Raw genomic sequence first — 14,470 nt, 5'->3', positions numbered from 1 at the left:
CGGAGAACCTGATGCCCGCACGCACACAGAGACCGACACAGCGTCACGGGGGAAGTGCGAGACAGTGGAACGTGTCCACGAACGGGACGGCATCCGCCGGCCGACCGGAACAGCCCTGGAACTCCTGGTGCACGGCGTGGGCGGGGCCACGCCCGACAAGATGCTCAACGACCCGCGCACGGTGCGGATCACCGGCGACGACACGGCCGCCGTGTTCCGCCGCGCCGACGACGTGGACGCCGACCGGGCCGGCGACGCGACCGGCGGCCCCCGGCAGCGGCCGGTCCCCGAGGCCTACGTCTGGTGCAACCTGACCTCCGGCAACGGCACACGCGCCCTGTGGCTCCTGCTGCTGCCGTTCATGGTCGTCAACCTCGCCCACTGGATGCGCCCCGCCGCCCGGGAACGCACCCGCGGGGTCCGCCTCTACGGGCTCCTGGTGCGGCTCGCCGGCCTGACCCTGACCGTGCTGCTCGTCGCCGCGGCCTGCGAGGTCGCCCTCGACCTGACGGCCTGGCAGTGCGCGGGCACCCGCGCCTGCGCCGAACGGCACTCCTGGCTGGGCTTCCTGTCGCCGGACGTCAGGGACGGCGGCTGGTGGACCCGGCCCGGCCGCCGCCTCGCCCTCGCCGCCCTGGTCCCGGCCGCCCTCACCGGCCTGCTGTGGTACCTCTCCCACCGCACCTGGCGGGCCTACGAGTCCCAGGAGCCCCTGGGCGGCAGGCCCGAGCCCGAGGACGTGCTCGGCCACACCGCGCTGGGCCGCCCCGGCTTCTGGTACGGGCGCCGCCTGGTCGCCCGGCTGCGGGCGGCGCACACCGCGGCCGGCCTGCTCACCGTGGCCGCCGCGGTCGGCACGGCCGCCGCCCGCCAGGACCACCGCCCGGGCGGCCCCGCCCTCCTCGACGTCCTCGGCCGGCTCCTGGAGACCTCCCTGGCCGCCGGAGCCCTCGCCACGGTCTGGGTGGTGTGCCGCCGCGGCCGCAGCGAACACCGCCTCGACCGCCGGCTCGACGCCCACCTGGTGCGGATCCTGCCCCTGGCCGCCCTCGTCCTGCTCGCCCTCACCCTGGTGTACGCCGGCTGGCACCGCCCCGGCTGGACATCGGCCGGACGTCTCCCCGGCGACGCGGCGTTCGGTGCGATCGCCCTGTTCCAAGGCGCCCTGGTGCTCGTCCTGGCCGTCGTCGCCGCCGTCCTCCACCGCGCCGCCGGCCCCGACCCGCAGGGGCGCGCCGCGCTCCGGGGCCTCGGCGGTCCCGCCGTCGTGATGCTGGCCTGCGCGCTCGGTGGCGTGATGTCCGGCGGGGTCTCCCAGCGCGTCTCCGACTGGCTCGACGGCACCGGCACCTTCCTCGCCGGCCCGCCGGTGCTGCTGACCTGGCAGGCGTCCGTGATCCCGGTGCTGCTGATCGTGCTGGGCGTGCTGGGCGGTCTGCTCGGCCGGAGCGCCTGGAGCCTGACGCGGACCGAGCGCACGGCAGTGGCCCGTGAGTACGGTGCCGACCCGGGCGACCCGGCCCGCACCCAGCGCATCGCCCGCGCCCGCGCCATGGCCACGCTCACCGACCGCGCCCCGCTCCTCGTCGGTGTCACCTCCGCCACGACCCTCCTGCTGGGCGCGGGCGCCCTGGCCGGCGCCTTCACCACGGGCAGGACACCCAGCCGGGCCGCCGAGGGCGCCCCCTCCTTCCTCCAGGGCGCCGCCCAGACCGGCCAGGCGCTCGGTTCCTGGCTGATCGGGCTCGGCTTCATACTGTTCGTCACCTGGGGCAGGCGCGCCTACAAGGACGCCTCCGCACGACGCACCATCGGCATCCTCTGGGACGTCGGCACCTTCTGGCCCCGCGCCGCCCACCCCTTCTCGCCGCCCTGCTACGCCGAGCGCGCGGTGCCCGACCTGACCTGGCGCATGGCCACCTGGACCCGTGCCACCGGCGGCCGCCTGGTCATCTCCGGCCACTCCCAGGGCAGTGTCCTCGCGGCGGCCGCGGCCTGGCAGCTGAGCGCCGCCGACCGCGGACAGGTCGCCCTGCTCACCTACGGCTCCCCGATCGAGAGGCTCTACGGCCGCTGGTTCCCGGCCCACTTCGGCCCGGCCGCGCTCAAGGCCCTGCACGAGGACGTCGACTGCTGGCGCAACCTCTACCGGCTCACCGACCCCATCGGCGGCCCCGTCCGGCTGCCCGGCGGCGGCCGCGGGCCCGAGGTGGACCGCGCGCCCCTCGCGGACCCGCTCGCCTACGGACGTACGGAGCACCACCCCCTGCCCGCGCCCGTGCTGGGCCACTCCGACTACCAGGCGGACCCGGCGTTCGCGGAGGAACGCGAGCGGCTGCTGGCGCGGCTGTGCCCCGTGGTGCCCGCGCAGGGCGGCGAGCCGCGGGAGCGGGAACGGTCCTGACACCCCTGCGGCCCGCCGTCCGGGCGGACGACGGGCCGCAGGCCGGGCCGTGGGCTGGGAGGACGGGCAGGGTCAGTGCAGCTCGGGCAGGTCCTCCGCGTACACCAGCGTCAGATCGTCGGTGGTCGGATCGGCCACCTGAGCGACCCGGCTGGCGTGCCGCTCGACCATCGCCTCGAACGTCTGGCGCGCGGTGCGGCCGTTGCCGAAGGCGGGGCCCTTCGGGATCTCCGTGAAGTACTTCAGCAGCGCCTCCTCGGCGCCCGGCGCGAGCCGGTACTCGTTCTCCTCGGCCTGCTGCTGCACGATCCGCAGCAGCTCCTCGGGGCCGTAGTCGCCGAAGGTGATGGTCCGGGAGAACCGGGACGCGACACCGGGGTTGACCGTCAGGAAGCGTTCCATCTCGGCGGTGTACCCCGCGACGATCACCACCACGGAGTCCCGGTGGTCCTCCATCAGCTTCACGAGCGTGTCGATGGCCTCCTTGCCGAAGTCCCGCCCGGCGTCCTCCGGCGACAGGGCGTACGCCTCGTCGATGAAGAGCACGCCGCCACGGGCCCGTTCGAAAGCCTCCTGGGTGCGGATCGCGGTGGAACCGATGTGCTCGCCGACCAGGTCGACCCGGGACACCTCGACCAGATGCCCCTTCTCCAGGACGTCCAGCGCGGCGAGGATCTCGCCGTACAGGCGCGCGACGGTCGTCTTGCCGGTGCCGGGGGAGCCGGTGAAGACCAGGTGGCGCTTGACCGAGGCCGCCTTCAGACCGGCCCGCTGCCGGCGCCGGCCCACCTCGATCATGTCGGTCAGCGCCCGCACCTCCCGCTTGACGCTCTCCAGGCCCACCAGCGCGTCGAGCTCGCCGAGGACGTCCTTCGGGGTCCGCGCCGGCTGCTCCGCGGCGGCCGACGCCGCCCCCGGTACGTCGGCCCGTTGCCCGGGGACCGCCCCGAGCAGGCCCGCCGACGGGACCGTCGTCTGCGCGGCCGTCTCCCGCGCCGTCTCCGGCGGAGTGCGCGGGCCGGCGCTCTCGTCGCCCGTGCAGTCCTCGACGACGGGCCCCGCGCCGGCCGCCGCGTCCGGTCCGCCGTCGGCGAACTCGTAACCGCCCCGCGTGCAGCGCTCGGTGCGGCACTTGCGCAGGGTCGTACGGCAGCCGTCTATCACGTGGAAGCCGTAGCCGCCGCTGTTGGTCACGCGGCAGTTCAGGAAGCTGCCGCGGCCCCCGGCCGACACGTAGAACCCGGCCTCGGCGGGGGAGTCGACGGTGCAGCGCTCGATGGTGGGGTCGGCGCCCTTGGTGACGATCACACCGGTCTGGGTGGCGTCGATGCTGCAGCTGTTGAGGGTGCCGCCGCTGCCGTGGTCGCGGAACCAGGCGCCGGTCCCGGCGTCCCGGATGCGGCAGTCGTCGAGCTGGGCGGTCGCGCCGTCGCTCACCGACACGGCCGTGTTGCGCACCTGGGACAGGTCGCTGTCGACGACGTCCGCGCGTGAACCGCGGTCGAGGACGAACAGCGCGTCCGGCACGTCGTGCACCCGGCAGGAGTCCAGGACCACGGTGGCGCCGTCACTGACCCAGACGGCCGGGTAGTCACCGGTGCTGTCGAAGATCTCGCACTGGTTGGCGTCCACGCGTGTGCCCGGATCCCATACCGACAGGCCGTTGCGCCCGAACCGGCTGACCGTCGTCCGGGTGAGCGTCAGCACGGAACGCGACCTCAGGTCGACCGCGTTCTCCGGGATGTCGTGGATGCGGCAGTCGGCCAGGGTGAGCACGGCGTCCGTGTCGAGTGTGACCCCGTCGGCGGTGGTGCGGTGGACATCGCAGTCGATGAGGTGCGCGGTGGCCCGTGCGGTGATCTGCACGCCACTGCCACGGACCTCGTACACCTCGCAACCGACCGCCTCCAGGGCCGAGTTGTCGCCGGTCGCGCTCAGTCCGGCGCCCGAGGCGTGGTGCACCCGGCAGCGCTCCAGACGGGGGTGGGCGCCGCCGCGCACCGCGACACCCGCCTGCCCGGCCGCGACGACCTCGCACTCCTCGAAGACACCGCCGCCGCCGTCGACCACTGCGATGCCGATGCCGGCCGGGTTGTCGACGGTGCACCGCCGCACGGTCGGGCGGGCACGGCCCCGCACCTCGATGCCGGCCGCGGACCGCGTGACGACCCGTACGTCCAGCAGCTCGGGGGTGCCCTCCTCGACGAGCACCGCGGGCGCCGCCGCGTCCTGGCCCTCCACGTGCAGGTCCTGCACCACGGCCGAGGCACGCACGGTCAGCGGCACCCCGTCCGGCGGCGCGATGCGCACGGATCCGGGGGAGCCCTCGGGACCACGCAGGGTCACGGCCCGCTCCACCACGAGGTTCTCCCGGTAGGTGCCGGGGGCGATGGTGAGGACGTCGCCCTCGGCCGCGGCCTCCAGGGCGGCGGCGAGCGAAGCGTACTCACCCGTGCGGCGCCGCCACCGCGACGTGCCGGTGTGCGTCACCTGGACCGTGCCCTGTGCCATGGCGTTGCTGTGCCCCCACCTCGGTCGTGCTGATGGCTCGTTCGCCTTCGGGGCGTGCGCCCCTAGGGATCCCTCGCGCGCGGGTCGTGCCGAATGCGTCGGCCGGTCCACCGTAGCGTGCGCGGGGGCGGTGGGTTGACCACAGACGCGACACTGTCAGCTACCAGTGCCGGTACGGCCCCAATCCGGGCCCGCGCGGTCCCACGCCTGGTCCCAACGGGCGTACCGGCGCCGGACCATGCGCCACACGATCAGTCTTCGTCCGGCCTCCACCACACCGGCGGCGAGCAGCGCGGCACCGAACCCGGCGAGGACCGCGTGTGTCGTCGCCGTGGTGGAGTCGAGCGGACGGGCCACCAGACGGCCGTGGGTGTCCGTCCATATCGCGAAGTGGTCGCCGCGGTGCGTGGACTCCAGGCCCGCCAGGACCGTGCCGTGGCGCGCCGTGCCGTCCGGGGCGGTCCAGTCGGCGATCACCCGGCTGCGGAGGTCCCGCCCGGAGGCGATCTCGGGATCCGCCTCCACCAGCGGTCCCTCGAGCTTGCGCACGACGGTGGCCGTCACCAGGTGCCGGGCCGCGTGCTGGGCGCGGACCGACCGCTGCAACGCGTCCTGGGCGACAGCGCCGGTGAGCGAGCCGACGACGGGCGCGCCGATGAGGATCAGGAGCAGCGCGGACAGGGCGAGCCACGCCTCTACCAGATCCGTCGTACGGCGCAGCGGATTGTGCCGCCAGTGCCAGAGCCCACCGATCACCCGCACCGTCCGCACCCCCTTTCCGCTCCGTGATAACCCCCCGCCGGGCCGTTCACGCGCGGGACGGGCCGAAGAGAGAGGCACATCACCCGCGGCCGCGGCGCGTCGTGGACGTCCGGGAACGTCTCACCACAGCGAACGGCCAAGGGGGCGGCGGAGGTTCCCGCGGCCGTCCGCCGGTGCGGAACCCGCCGACTACGCGACGACCGTGACCGGATCGCCGACCCGGACGGTGCCGCGGGACAGGGGCACCAGGTTCTGCCCGAAGATCAGCTTGCCGCCGAGGCGGCGGTGCCGGCCCAGGGTGTGCAGGGGCTCCCTGCCGCGGCCCGCGGTGGCCTGGTCGGTCGTGGTCACGACGCACCGCCCGCAGGTCTTGGCGACGCGGAAGTCGACCTCGCCGATCGTCAGGCGGGTCCAGCCGTCCTCCGCCCACGGGTCGGTGCCCGCCACGACCAGGTTCGGCCGGAAGCGGTTCATCGGCAGCGGGCCCTCCGCGGCGTGCTCGCCCTGTGCGATCAGCGCGTTGAGGGCGTCGAGAGAGGCGCTGGCGGTGACGAGGAGCGGATAGCCGTCGGCGAACGTGACCGTCTCGCCCGGCAGCGCGTACGCGGGGTCGACGGGGCGGCGCGTGGCGGGATCGTCCATGTGCACCAGCCGGACGTCGGCGCCCAGGTGCGCGCTGCACCAGGCGTGCGCGGCCTCGTCGGCGAGGACCCCCTCCACCTTGTCGCGGAAGATCGCCAGCGAGACCGTCCCCACCGGCTCGGGCACCCGCACGGTCAGCGGTTCGAGTCCGGGTGCGGACAGACGAAGGCCGCCACCGGGCAGAAGCTCGGCGGCGGCCAGCGCGAGGCGCGGCTGCTGGCGTTGGGTGACGACCTTGCCCCCGTCGTCGATCAGCGCCCAGCGTCGGTCTCCGGCCAGACCCCAGGGTTCCACGACGGCCTCCCGGGGTGACTGGGCCCGGAACGCCTTGACCGGATGAACGTGGATCGACAGCAGCTGCGCATTCCCCATGAGCCCATCCTGCCAGGTGGCGCGGACGGTCCCCGGGTCGGCTCAGTAGCCCCGGTACTGCTGGTTGCCGTACGGGTCCTGGTACTGGGGGGCGGCGGGCCGGGGCGCCGCGGGGCGCATCGCCTCGTAGCCCATGCCGGGCGCGGCAGGGCGCGGCTGCTGCGCCTGCGGGCCGGGGTAGCCGCGCGGCGCGGTGGCCTGCGGCGGGATGTAGGCCGCCGGGGCCTGCTGCAACGGGGCGGGCTGCTGGGTCTGCGGGTAGCCGTAGGACGGCTGGGACGGTGCCGCCGGGAGGGCGGGCAGCGCCGACGGCAGCGCGGGCAGGTTGCTGCCCGTGTCGTAGGCGGCGGGGACCCGGATCGGGGCGATCTGCGGGGTGCCCCGCTCGGCCACGAGCGAGTCGTAGATCGGGGTGTCCGGGAAGGAGGCGGAGTAGTAGCCGCCGCCATAGGTGGAGCGGGGGGAGGTCATGGCACATAAGTTAAGCCCACGATGTGCTGGTTGGGGAGACCGATAAGAGGGTTGTTTTCCGTGTCGGCGGTGACCTTGGATCCTCAATGCGAGCGAACTTGGGAAAAAGGGGCGGCATTCACGGTTTGGATCGTGTAAGGACCCATTTCTGACGGGGGTTACCGGTGGTCCGGTGATCGCCGGCCACGGCCGTCCCGGCGCCGGGCGGACGCCTTCCGGGGCCGGTGCGCGCGGGTTCCTGTGCCGGGGATGGGAGTTCGCCGTCCGGCCGCATAGGTTGGCCGGGTAGAAACCCGATGGGTGCCGGGGCGCGTGGCCCGGCGCGGAGACAGGGGGCGGACATGTCGATGTCGAAGGGATCCAACGCTCCGGTGCCGACGACGGCGCTGCGGGTCGAGGTGGGCTGGCGCTCCGGTCCGGGCGTGCCCGACGCGGACGCCTCGGCGCTGCTGCTGGCCGCCGGAAAGGTCCGCTCCGACGGCGACTTCGTCTTCTACAACCAGCCGGCGCACTCCTCCGGAGCGGTCCGTCACGAGGGCAAGCGGGAGGCCGGTGGCCGGGTGACCGACACCCTGGTCGTCGACCTCGCGCGCGTGGAGCCCGCGATCGAGACCGTCGTCCTCGCGGCCTCCGCCGACGGCGGCGCGTTCGGGCAGGTGCCGGACCTGTGCATCGAGGTGCGGGAGGCGGCACGCGACACCGTGGTCGCCCGGTTCGACGGCACCGGCGCCACCGTCGAGACGGCGTTCGTGCTCGGGGAGTTCTACCGCCGCCAGGGCGCCTGGAAGTTCCGGGCCGTCGGTCAGGGCTACGACAGCGGACTGGAGGGCCTGGCCACCGACTTCGGCATCACCGTCGACCAACCGCAGCACACCGGGGCCCCGGCGGCCACCGCGCCCGCGCCGCCGCCTCGCCCTCCGGCGCCGCCCGCCACCGTGCCGCCGCCCGTCCCCCGCACCCCGCCACCACCGCCCGCCGCACCGGTCCGCCTGACCAAGGTGACGCTCACCAAGGCCGCCCCCTCGGTGTCGCTGACCAAACAGGGCGGCACCTCCGGCGCCATGCGCGTGAACCTCAACTGGGAGGTGCGCAAGCAGTTCTCGGGCTGGGGCGGCAAGCGGGGCCGCGCGGTCGCCCTGCACAACGACCTCGACCTCGACCTGTGCGCCCTGTTCGAACTGGCCGACGGCCGCAAGGGCGTCGTCCAGTCCCTCGGCAACGCCTTCGGCGCCCTGCACCAGCCGCCGTACATCCACCTCGACGGCGACGACCGCACCGGTGCCCTGGCCACCGGGGAGAACCTCACCATCAACCTCGACCACAGGGACGACTTCCGCCGCATCCTCGTCTTCGTCACCATCTACGAGGGCGCCCGCTCCTTCGCCGACCTGCACGCCACCGTCACACTGCACCCCCAGTACGGCGCCCCGATCGACTTCTCCCTGGACGAGTGCACCGTCCCCTCGACCGTGTGCGCGCTCGCGCTGATCACCCGGCAGGGCGGCGACCTCGTCGTCCGGCGTGAGGCCCGCTACCTGGTGCCCGAGCGCGGGGTGAGCCCGCAGCGGACCGTCGACCACGTCTACAGCTGGGGCATGAACTGGACGCCCGGCCGCAAGTAGCGCCCGGCGCCGGGCTCAGCCCTCGTCGGCCACCGCGTCCGGACGCGCGTAGGTGCGGCCCTTCCAGGCCGCGCCACGCCCCCGGTGATGCCGCACCGCGGAATCCACCGTCATCAGCAGATAGAGGAGCGCGGTGAACGGCAGCAGCGGGGCGAGCCGCACCGGCAGCCGGTAGTAGCGGAGCATCGGGACGTACGTCCCCGTCATCACCAGCCACGCGGAGCCCCCGAGCACGGCCGCGGCCGGATCGCCCAGGACGAGCCCGGCGAGCAGGGCGACCGGAGGCACCAGGTACACCAGCCCCAGCCCCAGCACCGTGCCCACCAGCACCGGCGGACTGTGCCGCAACTGCGCGTAGGCGCTGCGCGACACCATCCGCCACAGGTCCCGCAGCCCCGGGTACGGGCGCACGCTGTCCACGTGCTCGGCGAGCCCCAGCCAGATGTGACCGCCGCCCGCCTTCACGGCGCGGGCCAGCGCCACGTCGTCGATGACGGCGTGCCGGATCGCGTCCGGGATCCGGGCCCGCTCGGCGGCCTCGGTCCGCAGCAGCACACAGCCGCCCGCCGCGGCCGCCGTGCGCGCCCCGCGCCGGCCGACCCGGCGGAACGGGTACAGCTGCGCGAAGAAGTAGACGAAGGCCGGCACGACCAGCCGCTCCCACCGGCTCTCCGCCCGCAGCCGCGCCATCTGGGAGACGGCGTCGAAGCCGCCGGTGCGTGCCGCCGCCACCAGTTGCCGCAGGCTGTCGGGTGCGTGCGCGATGTCGGCGTCGGTCAGCAGGAGGTATTCGGGCCCACGCGCGCGTGCCAGGCCGACACCGTGCCGCACCGCCCACAGCTTCCCCGTCCAGCCCGCCGGCGGCTCACCGGGCGAGTCCACGGTCAGCGGCACCCCGCCGTGCCGCCGCGCGAGCTCACGGGCCAGCTCCCCGGTCCCGTCGGAACTGCCGTCGTCGACGAGGAAGATCTCCACCCGCCCCGGATAGTCCTGCGCCAGCAGTGACGGCAGACTCGCGGGCAGGACCGCCGCCTCGTCGCGCGCGGGGACGACGACGCAGACCGACGGCCACTCCCGCGGCTCCCGCCGCGGCGGCAGCCGCACGTCGGTGCGCCAGAAGAAGCCCTGACAGAGCAGCAGCCACAGCCAGACGGTGAAGGACACGGCGGCGATCCACCCGATGAGGCTCACGGGCGCAGTCTGCCCCACCCGGCCGGGCGGCACCGGCACATCGTCTATGGTGGCCGGGTGAAGATCGCGCTCATGGACTCCGGAATCGGGCTGCTGGCGGCCACCGCCGCGGTACGGCGCCTGCGACCCGACGCCGATCTCGTGCTGTCCCTGGACCCCGACGGGATGCCCTGGGGGCCGCGCACCCCCGAGGACCTCACCAGGCGCGCGCTGGCCGTCGCCGAGGCCGCCGCCGCCCACCGCCCCGAGGCCCTCATCGTCGGCTGCAACACGGCCACCGTGCACGCTCTGCCCGCCCTGCGCGCCCGTCTGGAACCGGCCGTTCCGGTGATCGGCACCGTCCCCGCGATCAAGCCGGCCGCGGCCGGTGGCGGCCATGTCGCGATCTGGGCCACACCCGCCACCACCGGCAGCCCCTACCAGCGCAACCTCATCCGGGACTTCGCCGACGGCGTCCCCGTGGCCGAGGTGCCCTGCTGGGGCCTGGCGGAGGCCGTGGAGCGGGCGGACGAGGAGGCGATCGCCGCCGCCGTCGCCGCGGCCGCCGAGCTCACCCCCGAGGACGTGACGACCGTCGTCCTGGGCTGCACCCACTACGAACTCGTCGCCGAACGGATCCGCGCCGCCGTCCAGCGCCCCGGCCGTCCGCCGCTCGCCCTGCACGGCTCGGCCGGCGCGGTGGCCGCCCAGGCACTGCGCCGCCTCGAGGCCGGGCCCGCCCCCGACGCGGCGGCGTACGGCACGGTGACGGTCCTGCTCAGCGGCCGGGAGGGCGTGCTTCCGGCGCCCGCCCTCGCCTACCCGGAGGGCCGGCTCCTCCAGGCGGTCAGCCCCGCCCGCTGACCCCGGGCCGTGCGGACGGCCGGATTCCCTCCGTCGTCGACCGGTCGGCGCAGTCACCCTGCGCGACCCGGTACCGGCGGAGCGAAACGTGAGTAACCTCATGAATATGAGGGACCACCACCCCCGCGACGAGGACGTCCCGTACCCCGATGTCTGGCACGGGCGCGCCACCAACCGCTTCCAGTGGCTGCTCGCGCTCGCCGGTGCCGCCTGCATGGCGCTCGGCATCGCGCTGGCGGTCGACTCCGCGTGGACCTCGGGCATCGCCCCGCTGGTCATGTCAGTCGTCGGCTGTATCGCCGCCGGTCTGCTGGTCCTCTTCGGCACCCTCGCCTTCGTGCACGTCGACCTGAGACTCGACAAGGAGTGCCTGGAGATCCGCTGCGGCCACATCGGCGTCCCGCGCCGCCGCATCCCGCTGGCCCACGTCGCCGGAGCCGACTTCGAACCGCACGTCACCCCGCGCCAATGGGGCGGCTGGGGCTATCGCTGGCGCCCGGAGAAGGGCACCGCCGTGGTCGTACGGCGCGGCGAGGGAGTGGTGCTGCGGCTGTGGGACGGCCACACGTTCACCATCACCGTGGACGACGCCGAGTCCGCCGTACGGGTCATCCGGGACCGGCTGCGGCAGGAGACGCCCGGCACGGCGCACTGACCTCAGGCGGCGGGGCGGTCGCCCCACGGGCGCGGGTCCCCCGCCCATTCCGTCGGCGCCTCGGCCGCCGACGGCTCGGCGCCGAACGGGCGGGCCGTGGCCAGGCCGGCCAGCAGGCCGGCGCCGGCCGACACCGTGGTGAAGCTGAGCGCGTTGCCCACCGAGGCGAGCGCGGCCAGTGCCGTGAGCGTGGCACCCGCCGTGAGTACGACCGGGGTCGGCCGCGCCGCGCGCCACAGCGCGAACAGCACCCAGCAGAAGGCCGCCGCGAGGAGCAGCACTCCTACGACGCCCTGTTCCGCGGCCATCTGCAGCGGCGCGGAGTGCGGCCTGCCGTCGGACGGCGCCGCTCCGGCCGCCGTGGCGCTGAGCTCCCCGAAGCGCCCGGGGCCCACGCCCAGGCCGGCGTCGTCGTGCGCCAGGCGCAGGGCGTCGCGCCACAGGCCGACCCGGTGGGGCGTCAGCTGGTCCTCTAGCGCGGCGGCGAGTCCGGCGGGCAGCGCGTTCCCGGCGACCGCCCAGGTCAGGCCCGTCACGACGGCCGCCACCAGGGCCAGGCCCGCCAGCCCCGGCCCCCGGTGTCGCACACGGCCCGCGGCCAGGGCACACAGCAGCACCCCGCAGCAGGTCACCACCGCCACCGTCGAGCCCAGCACCGCCCCGGCGAGCGTGACACCCGCCGCGAGGCCCCACAGGCCGAGCCGCGGTACGGGCCGGGGAGCGGACCGGGCGGCGCAGCAGGCGGCACCGGCCGACAGGGTGAGCACCGCGGCCGTGGCGCCCGCACGGCCCAGGGGCGCGGCGATCTCCGGCCCGGGAGTGAGCCGGGGCACCGCCACCGTCAGGGCGAGCCCGGCCAGCGCCGCCGCGCCGGGCGCGGCGACCGGCAGCAGCGCCCCGGCGATACGGCCCGTGGCGTACCCGGCGGCCACGGCCAGCACCGCGAGCAGCACGCCCTCGGGCCGTCCGCCGTGCGCGGCCGCGGTGATCAGGGACCAGGCGGCGCAGGCGCCGAGCACCGCCACACCCGTCACGTCCGAAACGTTTCGTCTTTCCCCGTCCGCGTCCTGACCGGCCGTGGACGTCATCCCCGTGGACCCCACCCCGTCCGTCCCCCCTGCGTCCGGTCGCCCCCCGACCGTGACGGCCCCGGCCACCCCGCGCGACAGGAGCTCTGCCACACCGTAACCGCTGATGGGCGGTTTGGGGATGCGTCGTACACGGGCGCGAGGACCCGAGGCCGGGAGCGTCCGGGCGCCGTGCGGACCACGGGAGTGGGCGTCCGTGGACCGTGCCGGTTCGGGGCCGGGCTGCCCGTGGACCGTGTTGCCGGCCGAAAGGTCACCCGCCGTACACTCCCGGAGTGACCGTCACCGCAACTCCCGTGGGCCGGCAGGACGAGCCGGAAGCCACGGCCCCGCCGTCGTGGCGCGCCCGGCTCCTGCGCCTCGTCCCGGCCGCCGCAGCGGCGCTCTCCGGAGTGCTGCTCTACGTCAGCTTCCCGCCGCGCACCCTGTGGTGGCTGGCCCTGCCGGCCTTCGCCGTGCTCGGCCGGGTGCTGCGCGGCCGCGGCTGGAAGGCGGCCCTCGGTCTCGGTTACCTCTTCGGCCTCGGCTTCCTGCTGCCCCTGCTGGTGTGGACCGGCGTCGAGGTCGGCCCCGGCCCCTGGCTGGCCCTGGTCGTCATCGAGGCGGTCTTCGTCGCCCTGGTCGGCGTCGGCGTCGCCGCGGTGTCCAAGCTGCCGGCCTGGCCGGTGTGGGCGGCCGCGGTCTGGATCGCCGGCGAGGCGGCACGCGCGCGTGTGCCCTTCCACGGCTTCCCCTGGGGCAAGATCGCCTTCGGGCAGGCGGACGGTGTCTTCCTGCCGCTCGCCGCGGTCGGCGGCACCCCCGTGCTCGGCTTCGCCGTCGTCCTGTGCGGCTTCGGCCTGTACGACGCCGTCCGGGTGGGCCTGGAGTGGCGGCACACGCGCCGGGTGCGGCGCCCGGCCGCCGCGATCGCCCTGCTCAGCCTCGCACTGCCGGTCCTCGCTGCCCTGGCCGCCCGCCCCCTGGTGAGCGACGAGGCGGAGGACGGCACCGCGACGGTCGCCGTCATCCAGGGCAACGTCCCCCGCCTGGGCCTGGAGTTCAACGCCCAGCGCCGCGCCGTGCTCGACTACCACGCGCGCGAGACGGAGCGGCTGGCCGCCGAGGTCGCGGCGGGTACGGTGCCCCGGCCCGACTTCGTGCTGTGGCCCGAGAACTCCTCCGACATCGATCCCTTCGCCAACGCCGACGCCGCCGCCGTCATCGACAAGGCCGCGCGGGCCATCGGGGCGCCCATCTCGGTCGGCGGGGTCGTCGAGCGCGACGGCAAGCTCTACAACGAGCAGATCCTGTGGGACCCGGACAAGGGCGCCACCCAGACCTACGACAAGCGGCAGGTCCAGCCGTTCGGGGAGTACCTCCCGCTGCGCTCCCTCATCGGGGCCGTCAACGAGACGTGGACCTCGATGGTCCACCAGGACTTCAGCCGGGGCAGCGAGCCGGGCGTGTTCGACTTCGGCGACGCCGAGGTCGGCCTCGCCACCTGCTACGAGGCCGCCTTCGACTGGGCCGTGCGCGACACCGTCACCCACGGCGCCCAGATGATCTCCGTCCCCAGCAACAACGCCACCTTCGACCGCAGCGAGATGACCTACCAGCAGCTCGCCATGTCGCGCGTACGCGCCGTCGAGCACAGCCGCACCGTCACCGTGCCGGTGACCAGCGGGGTCAGCGCGATCATCATGCCGGACGGCACGATCAGCCAGAAGACCGGCATGTTCGTCCCGGACTCCCTGGTCCAGGAGGTGCCGCTGCGCTCCTCCCAGACACCCGCGACCCGCCTCGGCATCCTGCCGGAGATCGCCCTGGTGCTCGTCGCCGCGGGCGGTGTGGGCTGGGCGATCGCCGCGGGCGTGCGCGGACGGCGGGCCTGACGGGGGCGCGGACGCGGACGGCGGGCTCCTTCGGG

Annotated in this window: 11 protein-coding genes; 5 read left to right on the top strand and 6 right to left on the bottom strand. The window is 74.9% G+C overall.

The genetic code is table 11. From position 1 onward, the window contains the following. The first annotated feature begins 64 nt into the window (after nucleotides 1-64). Nucleotides 65-2,404 carry a hypothetical protein gene (locus ACFV9M_RS18550; RefSeq protein ID WP_385063064.1) on the top strand — a complete coding sequence of 780 codons (2,340 nt, stop codon included), beginning with the start codon at nucleotides 65-67 and terminating at the stop codon, nucleotides 2,402-2,404. A 72-nt stretch (nucleotides 2,405-2,476) separates the two neighbouring features. Here ACFV9M_RS18550 and ACFV9M_RS18545 read toward each other — a convergent pair whose 3' ends face one another. The 4 genes from ACFV9M_RS18545 to ACFV9M_RS18530 all read right to left on the bottom strand — a co-directional run bounded on the left by ACFV9M_RS18545 (nucleotide 2,477) and on the right by ACFV9M_RS18530 (nucleotide 7,162). Beyond that, nucleotides 2,477-4,915 (bottom strand): right-handed parallel beta-helix repeat-containing protein, encoded by a 2,439-nt coding sequence (locus tag ACFV9M_RS18545; RefSeq protein ID WP_385063066.1) that lies wholly within the window; start codon nucleotides 4,913-4,915, stop codon nucleotides 2,477-2,479. A gap of 156 nt (nucleotides 4,916-5,071) precedes the next feature. Continuing rightward, a complete protein-coding gene (locus ACFV9M_RS18540; protein WP_385063068.1) occupies nucleotides 5,072-5,677 on the bottom strand; it encodes a hypothetical protein in 606 nt (201 codons plus the stop codon). A gap of 189 nt (nucleotides 5,678-5,866) precedes the next feature. After that, the gene (locus tag ACFV9M_RS18535) at nucleotides 5,867-6,691 is read right to left on the bottom strand and encodes an MOSC domain-containing protein (protein WP_385063070.1); all 825 of its coding nucleotides are present in this window, start codon (nucleotides 6,689-6,691) and stop codon (nucleotides 5,867-5,869) included. Nucleotides 6,692-6,733: 42 nt separating this feature from the next. Beyond that, nucleotides 6,734-7,162 carry a DUF6643 family protein gene (locus tag ACFV9M_RS18530; protein WP_385063072.1) on the bottom strand — a complete coding sequence of 143 codons (429 nt, stop codon included), beginning with the start codon at nucleotides 7,160-7,162 and terminating at the stop codon, nucleotides 6,734-6,736. Between the two features lie 347 nt (nucleotides 7,163-7,509). Here ACFV9M_RS18530 and ACFV9M_RS18525 point away from each other — a divergent pair, with 347 nt between their 5' ends. Further along, complete coding sequence (locus tag ACFV9M_RS18525) at nucleotides 7,510-8,784, top strand: TerD family protein (RefSeq protein ID WP_385063143.1); 1,275 nt, start codon at nucleotides 7,510-7,512, stop codon at nucleotides 8,782-8,784. Between the two features lie 15 nt (nucleotides 8,785-8,799). On the opposite strand, the gene ACFV9M_RS18520 is transcribed toward ACFV9M_RS18525, so the two are convergent. After that, entirely contained in the window at nucleotides 8,800-9,993 is a 1,194-nt protein-coding gene (locus ACFV9M_RS18520) for a glycosyltransferase (RefSeq protein ID WP_385063145.1), read from the bottom strand. A 39-nt stretch (nucleotides 9,994-10,032) separates the two neighbouring features. Between ACFV9M_RS18520 and ACFV9M_RS18515 the strand changes: the two genes are divergently transcribed. Further along, complete coding sequence (locus tag ACFV9M_RS18515; protein ID WP_385063074.1) at nucleotides 10,033-10,818, top strand: glutamate racemase; 786 nt, start codon at nucleotides 10,033-10,035, stop codon at nucleotides 10,816-10,818. A 106-nt stretch (nucleotides 10,819-10,924) separates the two neighbouring features. Continuing rightward, nucleotides 10,925-11,473 carry a hypothetical protein gene (locus ACFV9M_RS18510; RefSeq protein ID WP_385063076.1) on the top strand — a complete coding sequence of 183 codons (549 nt, stop codon included), beginning with the start codon at nucleotides 10,925-10,927 and terminating at the stop codon, nucleotides 11,471-11,473. 2 nt (nucleotides 11,474-11,475) lie between these two features. Here the strand turns inward: ACFV9M_RS18510 and ACFV9M_RS18505 are convergent, their stop codons facing one another. Then, nucleotides 11,476-12,561, bottom strand: a complete 1,086-nt coding sequence (locus tag ACFV9M_RS18505; protein ID WP_385063077.1) for an O-antigen ligase family protein — start codon at nucleotides 12,559-12,561, stop codon at nucleotides 11,476-11,478. A gap of 275 nt (nucleotides 12,562-12,836) precedes the next feature. On the opposite strand from ACFV9M_RS18505, the gene lnt reads away from it, so the two are divergent. After that, complete coding sequence (gene lnt, locus ACFV9M_RS18500) at nucleotides 12,837-14,435, top strand: apolipoprotein N-acyltransferase (protein ID WP_385063078.1); 1,599 nt, start codon at nucleotides 12,837-12,839, stop codon at nucleotides 14,433-14,435. The last annotated feature ends 35 nt before the right edge of the window (nucleotides 14,436-14,470 follow it).

Source organism: Streptomyces sp. NPDC059895, from assembly GCF_042731035.1.
Classification (GTDB): Bacteria; Actinomycetota; Actinomycetes; order Streptomycetales; family Streptomycetaceae; genus Streptomyces.
This window is presented reverse-complemented; position numbering and strand designations above follow the sequence as displayed.

Bases quoted from the DNA above. Each gene is read 5' to 3' on its own strand.
- ACFV9M_RS18545 (WP_385063066.1), bottom strand. From the start codon at position 4,915: ATGGCACAGGGCACGGTCCAGGTGACGCACACCGGCACGTCGCGGTGG.
- ACFV9M_RS18535 (WP_385063070.1), bottom strand. From the start codon at position 6,691: ATGGGGAATGCGCAGCTGCTGTCGATCCACGTTCATCCGGTCAAGGCG.
- ACFV9M_RS18530 (WP_385063072.1), bottom strand. From the start codon at position 7,162: ATGACCTCCCCCCGCTCCACCTATGGCGGCGGCTACTACTCCGCCTCC.
- ACFV9M_RS18525 (WP_385063143.1), top strand. From the start codon at position 7,510: ATGTCGAAGGGATCCAACGCTCCGGTGCCGACGACGGCGCTGCGGGTC.
- ACFV9M_RS18510 (WP_385063076.1), top strand. From the start codon at position 10,925: ATGAGGGACCACCACCCCCGCGACGAGGACGTCCCGTACCCCGATGTC.
- ACFV9M_RS18505 (WP_385063077.1), bottom strand. From the start codon at position 12,561: ATGACGTCCACGGCCGGTCAGGACGCGGACGGGGAAAGACGAAACGTT.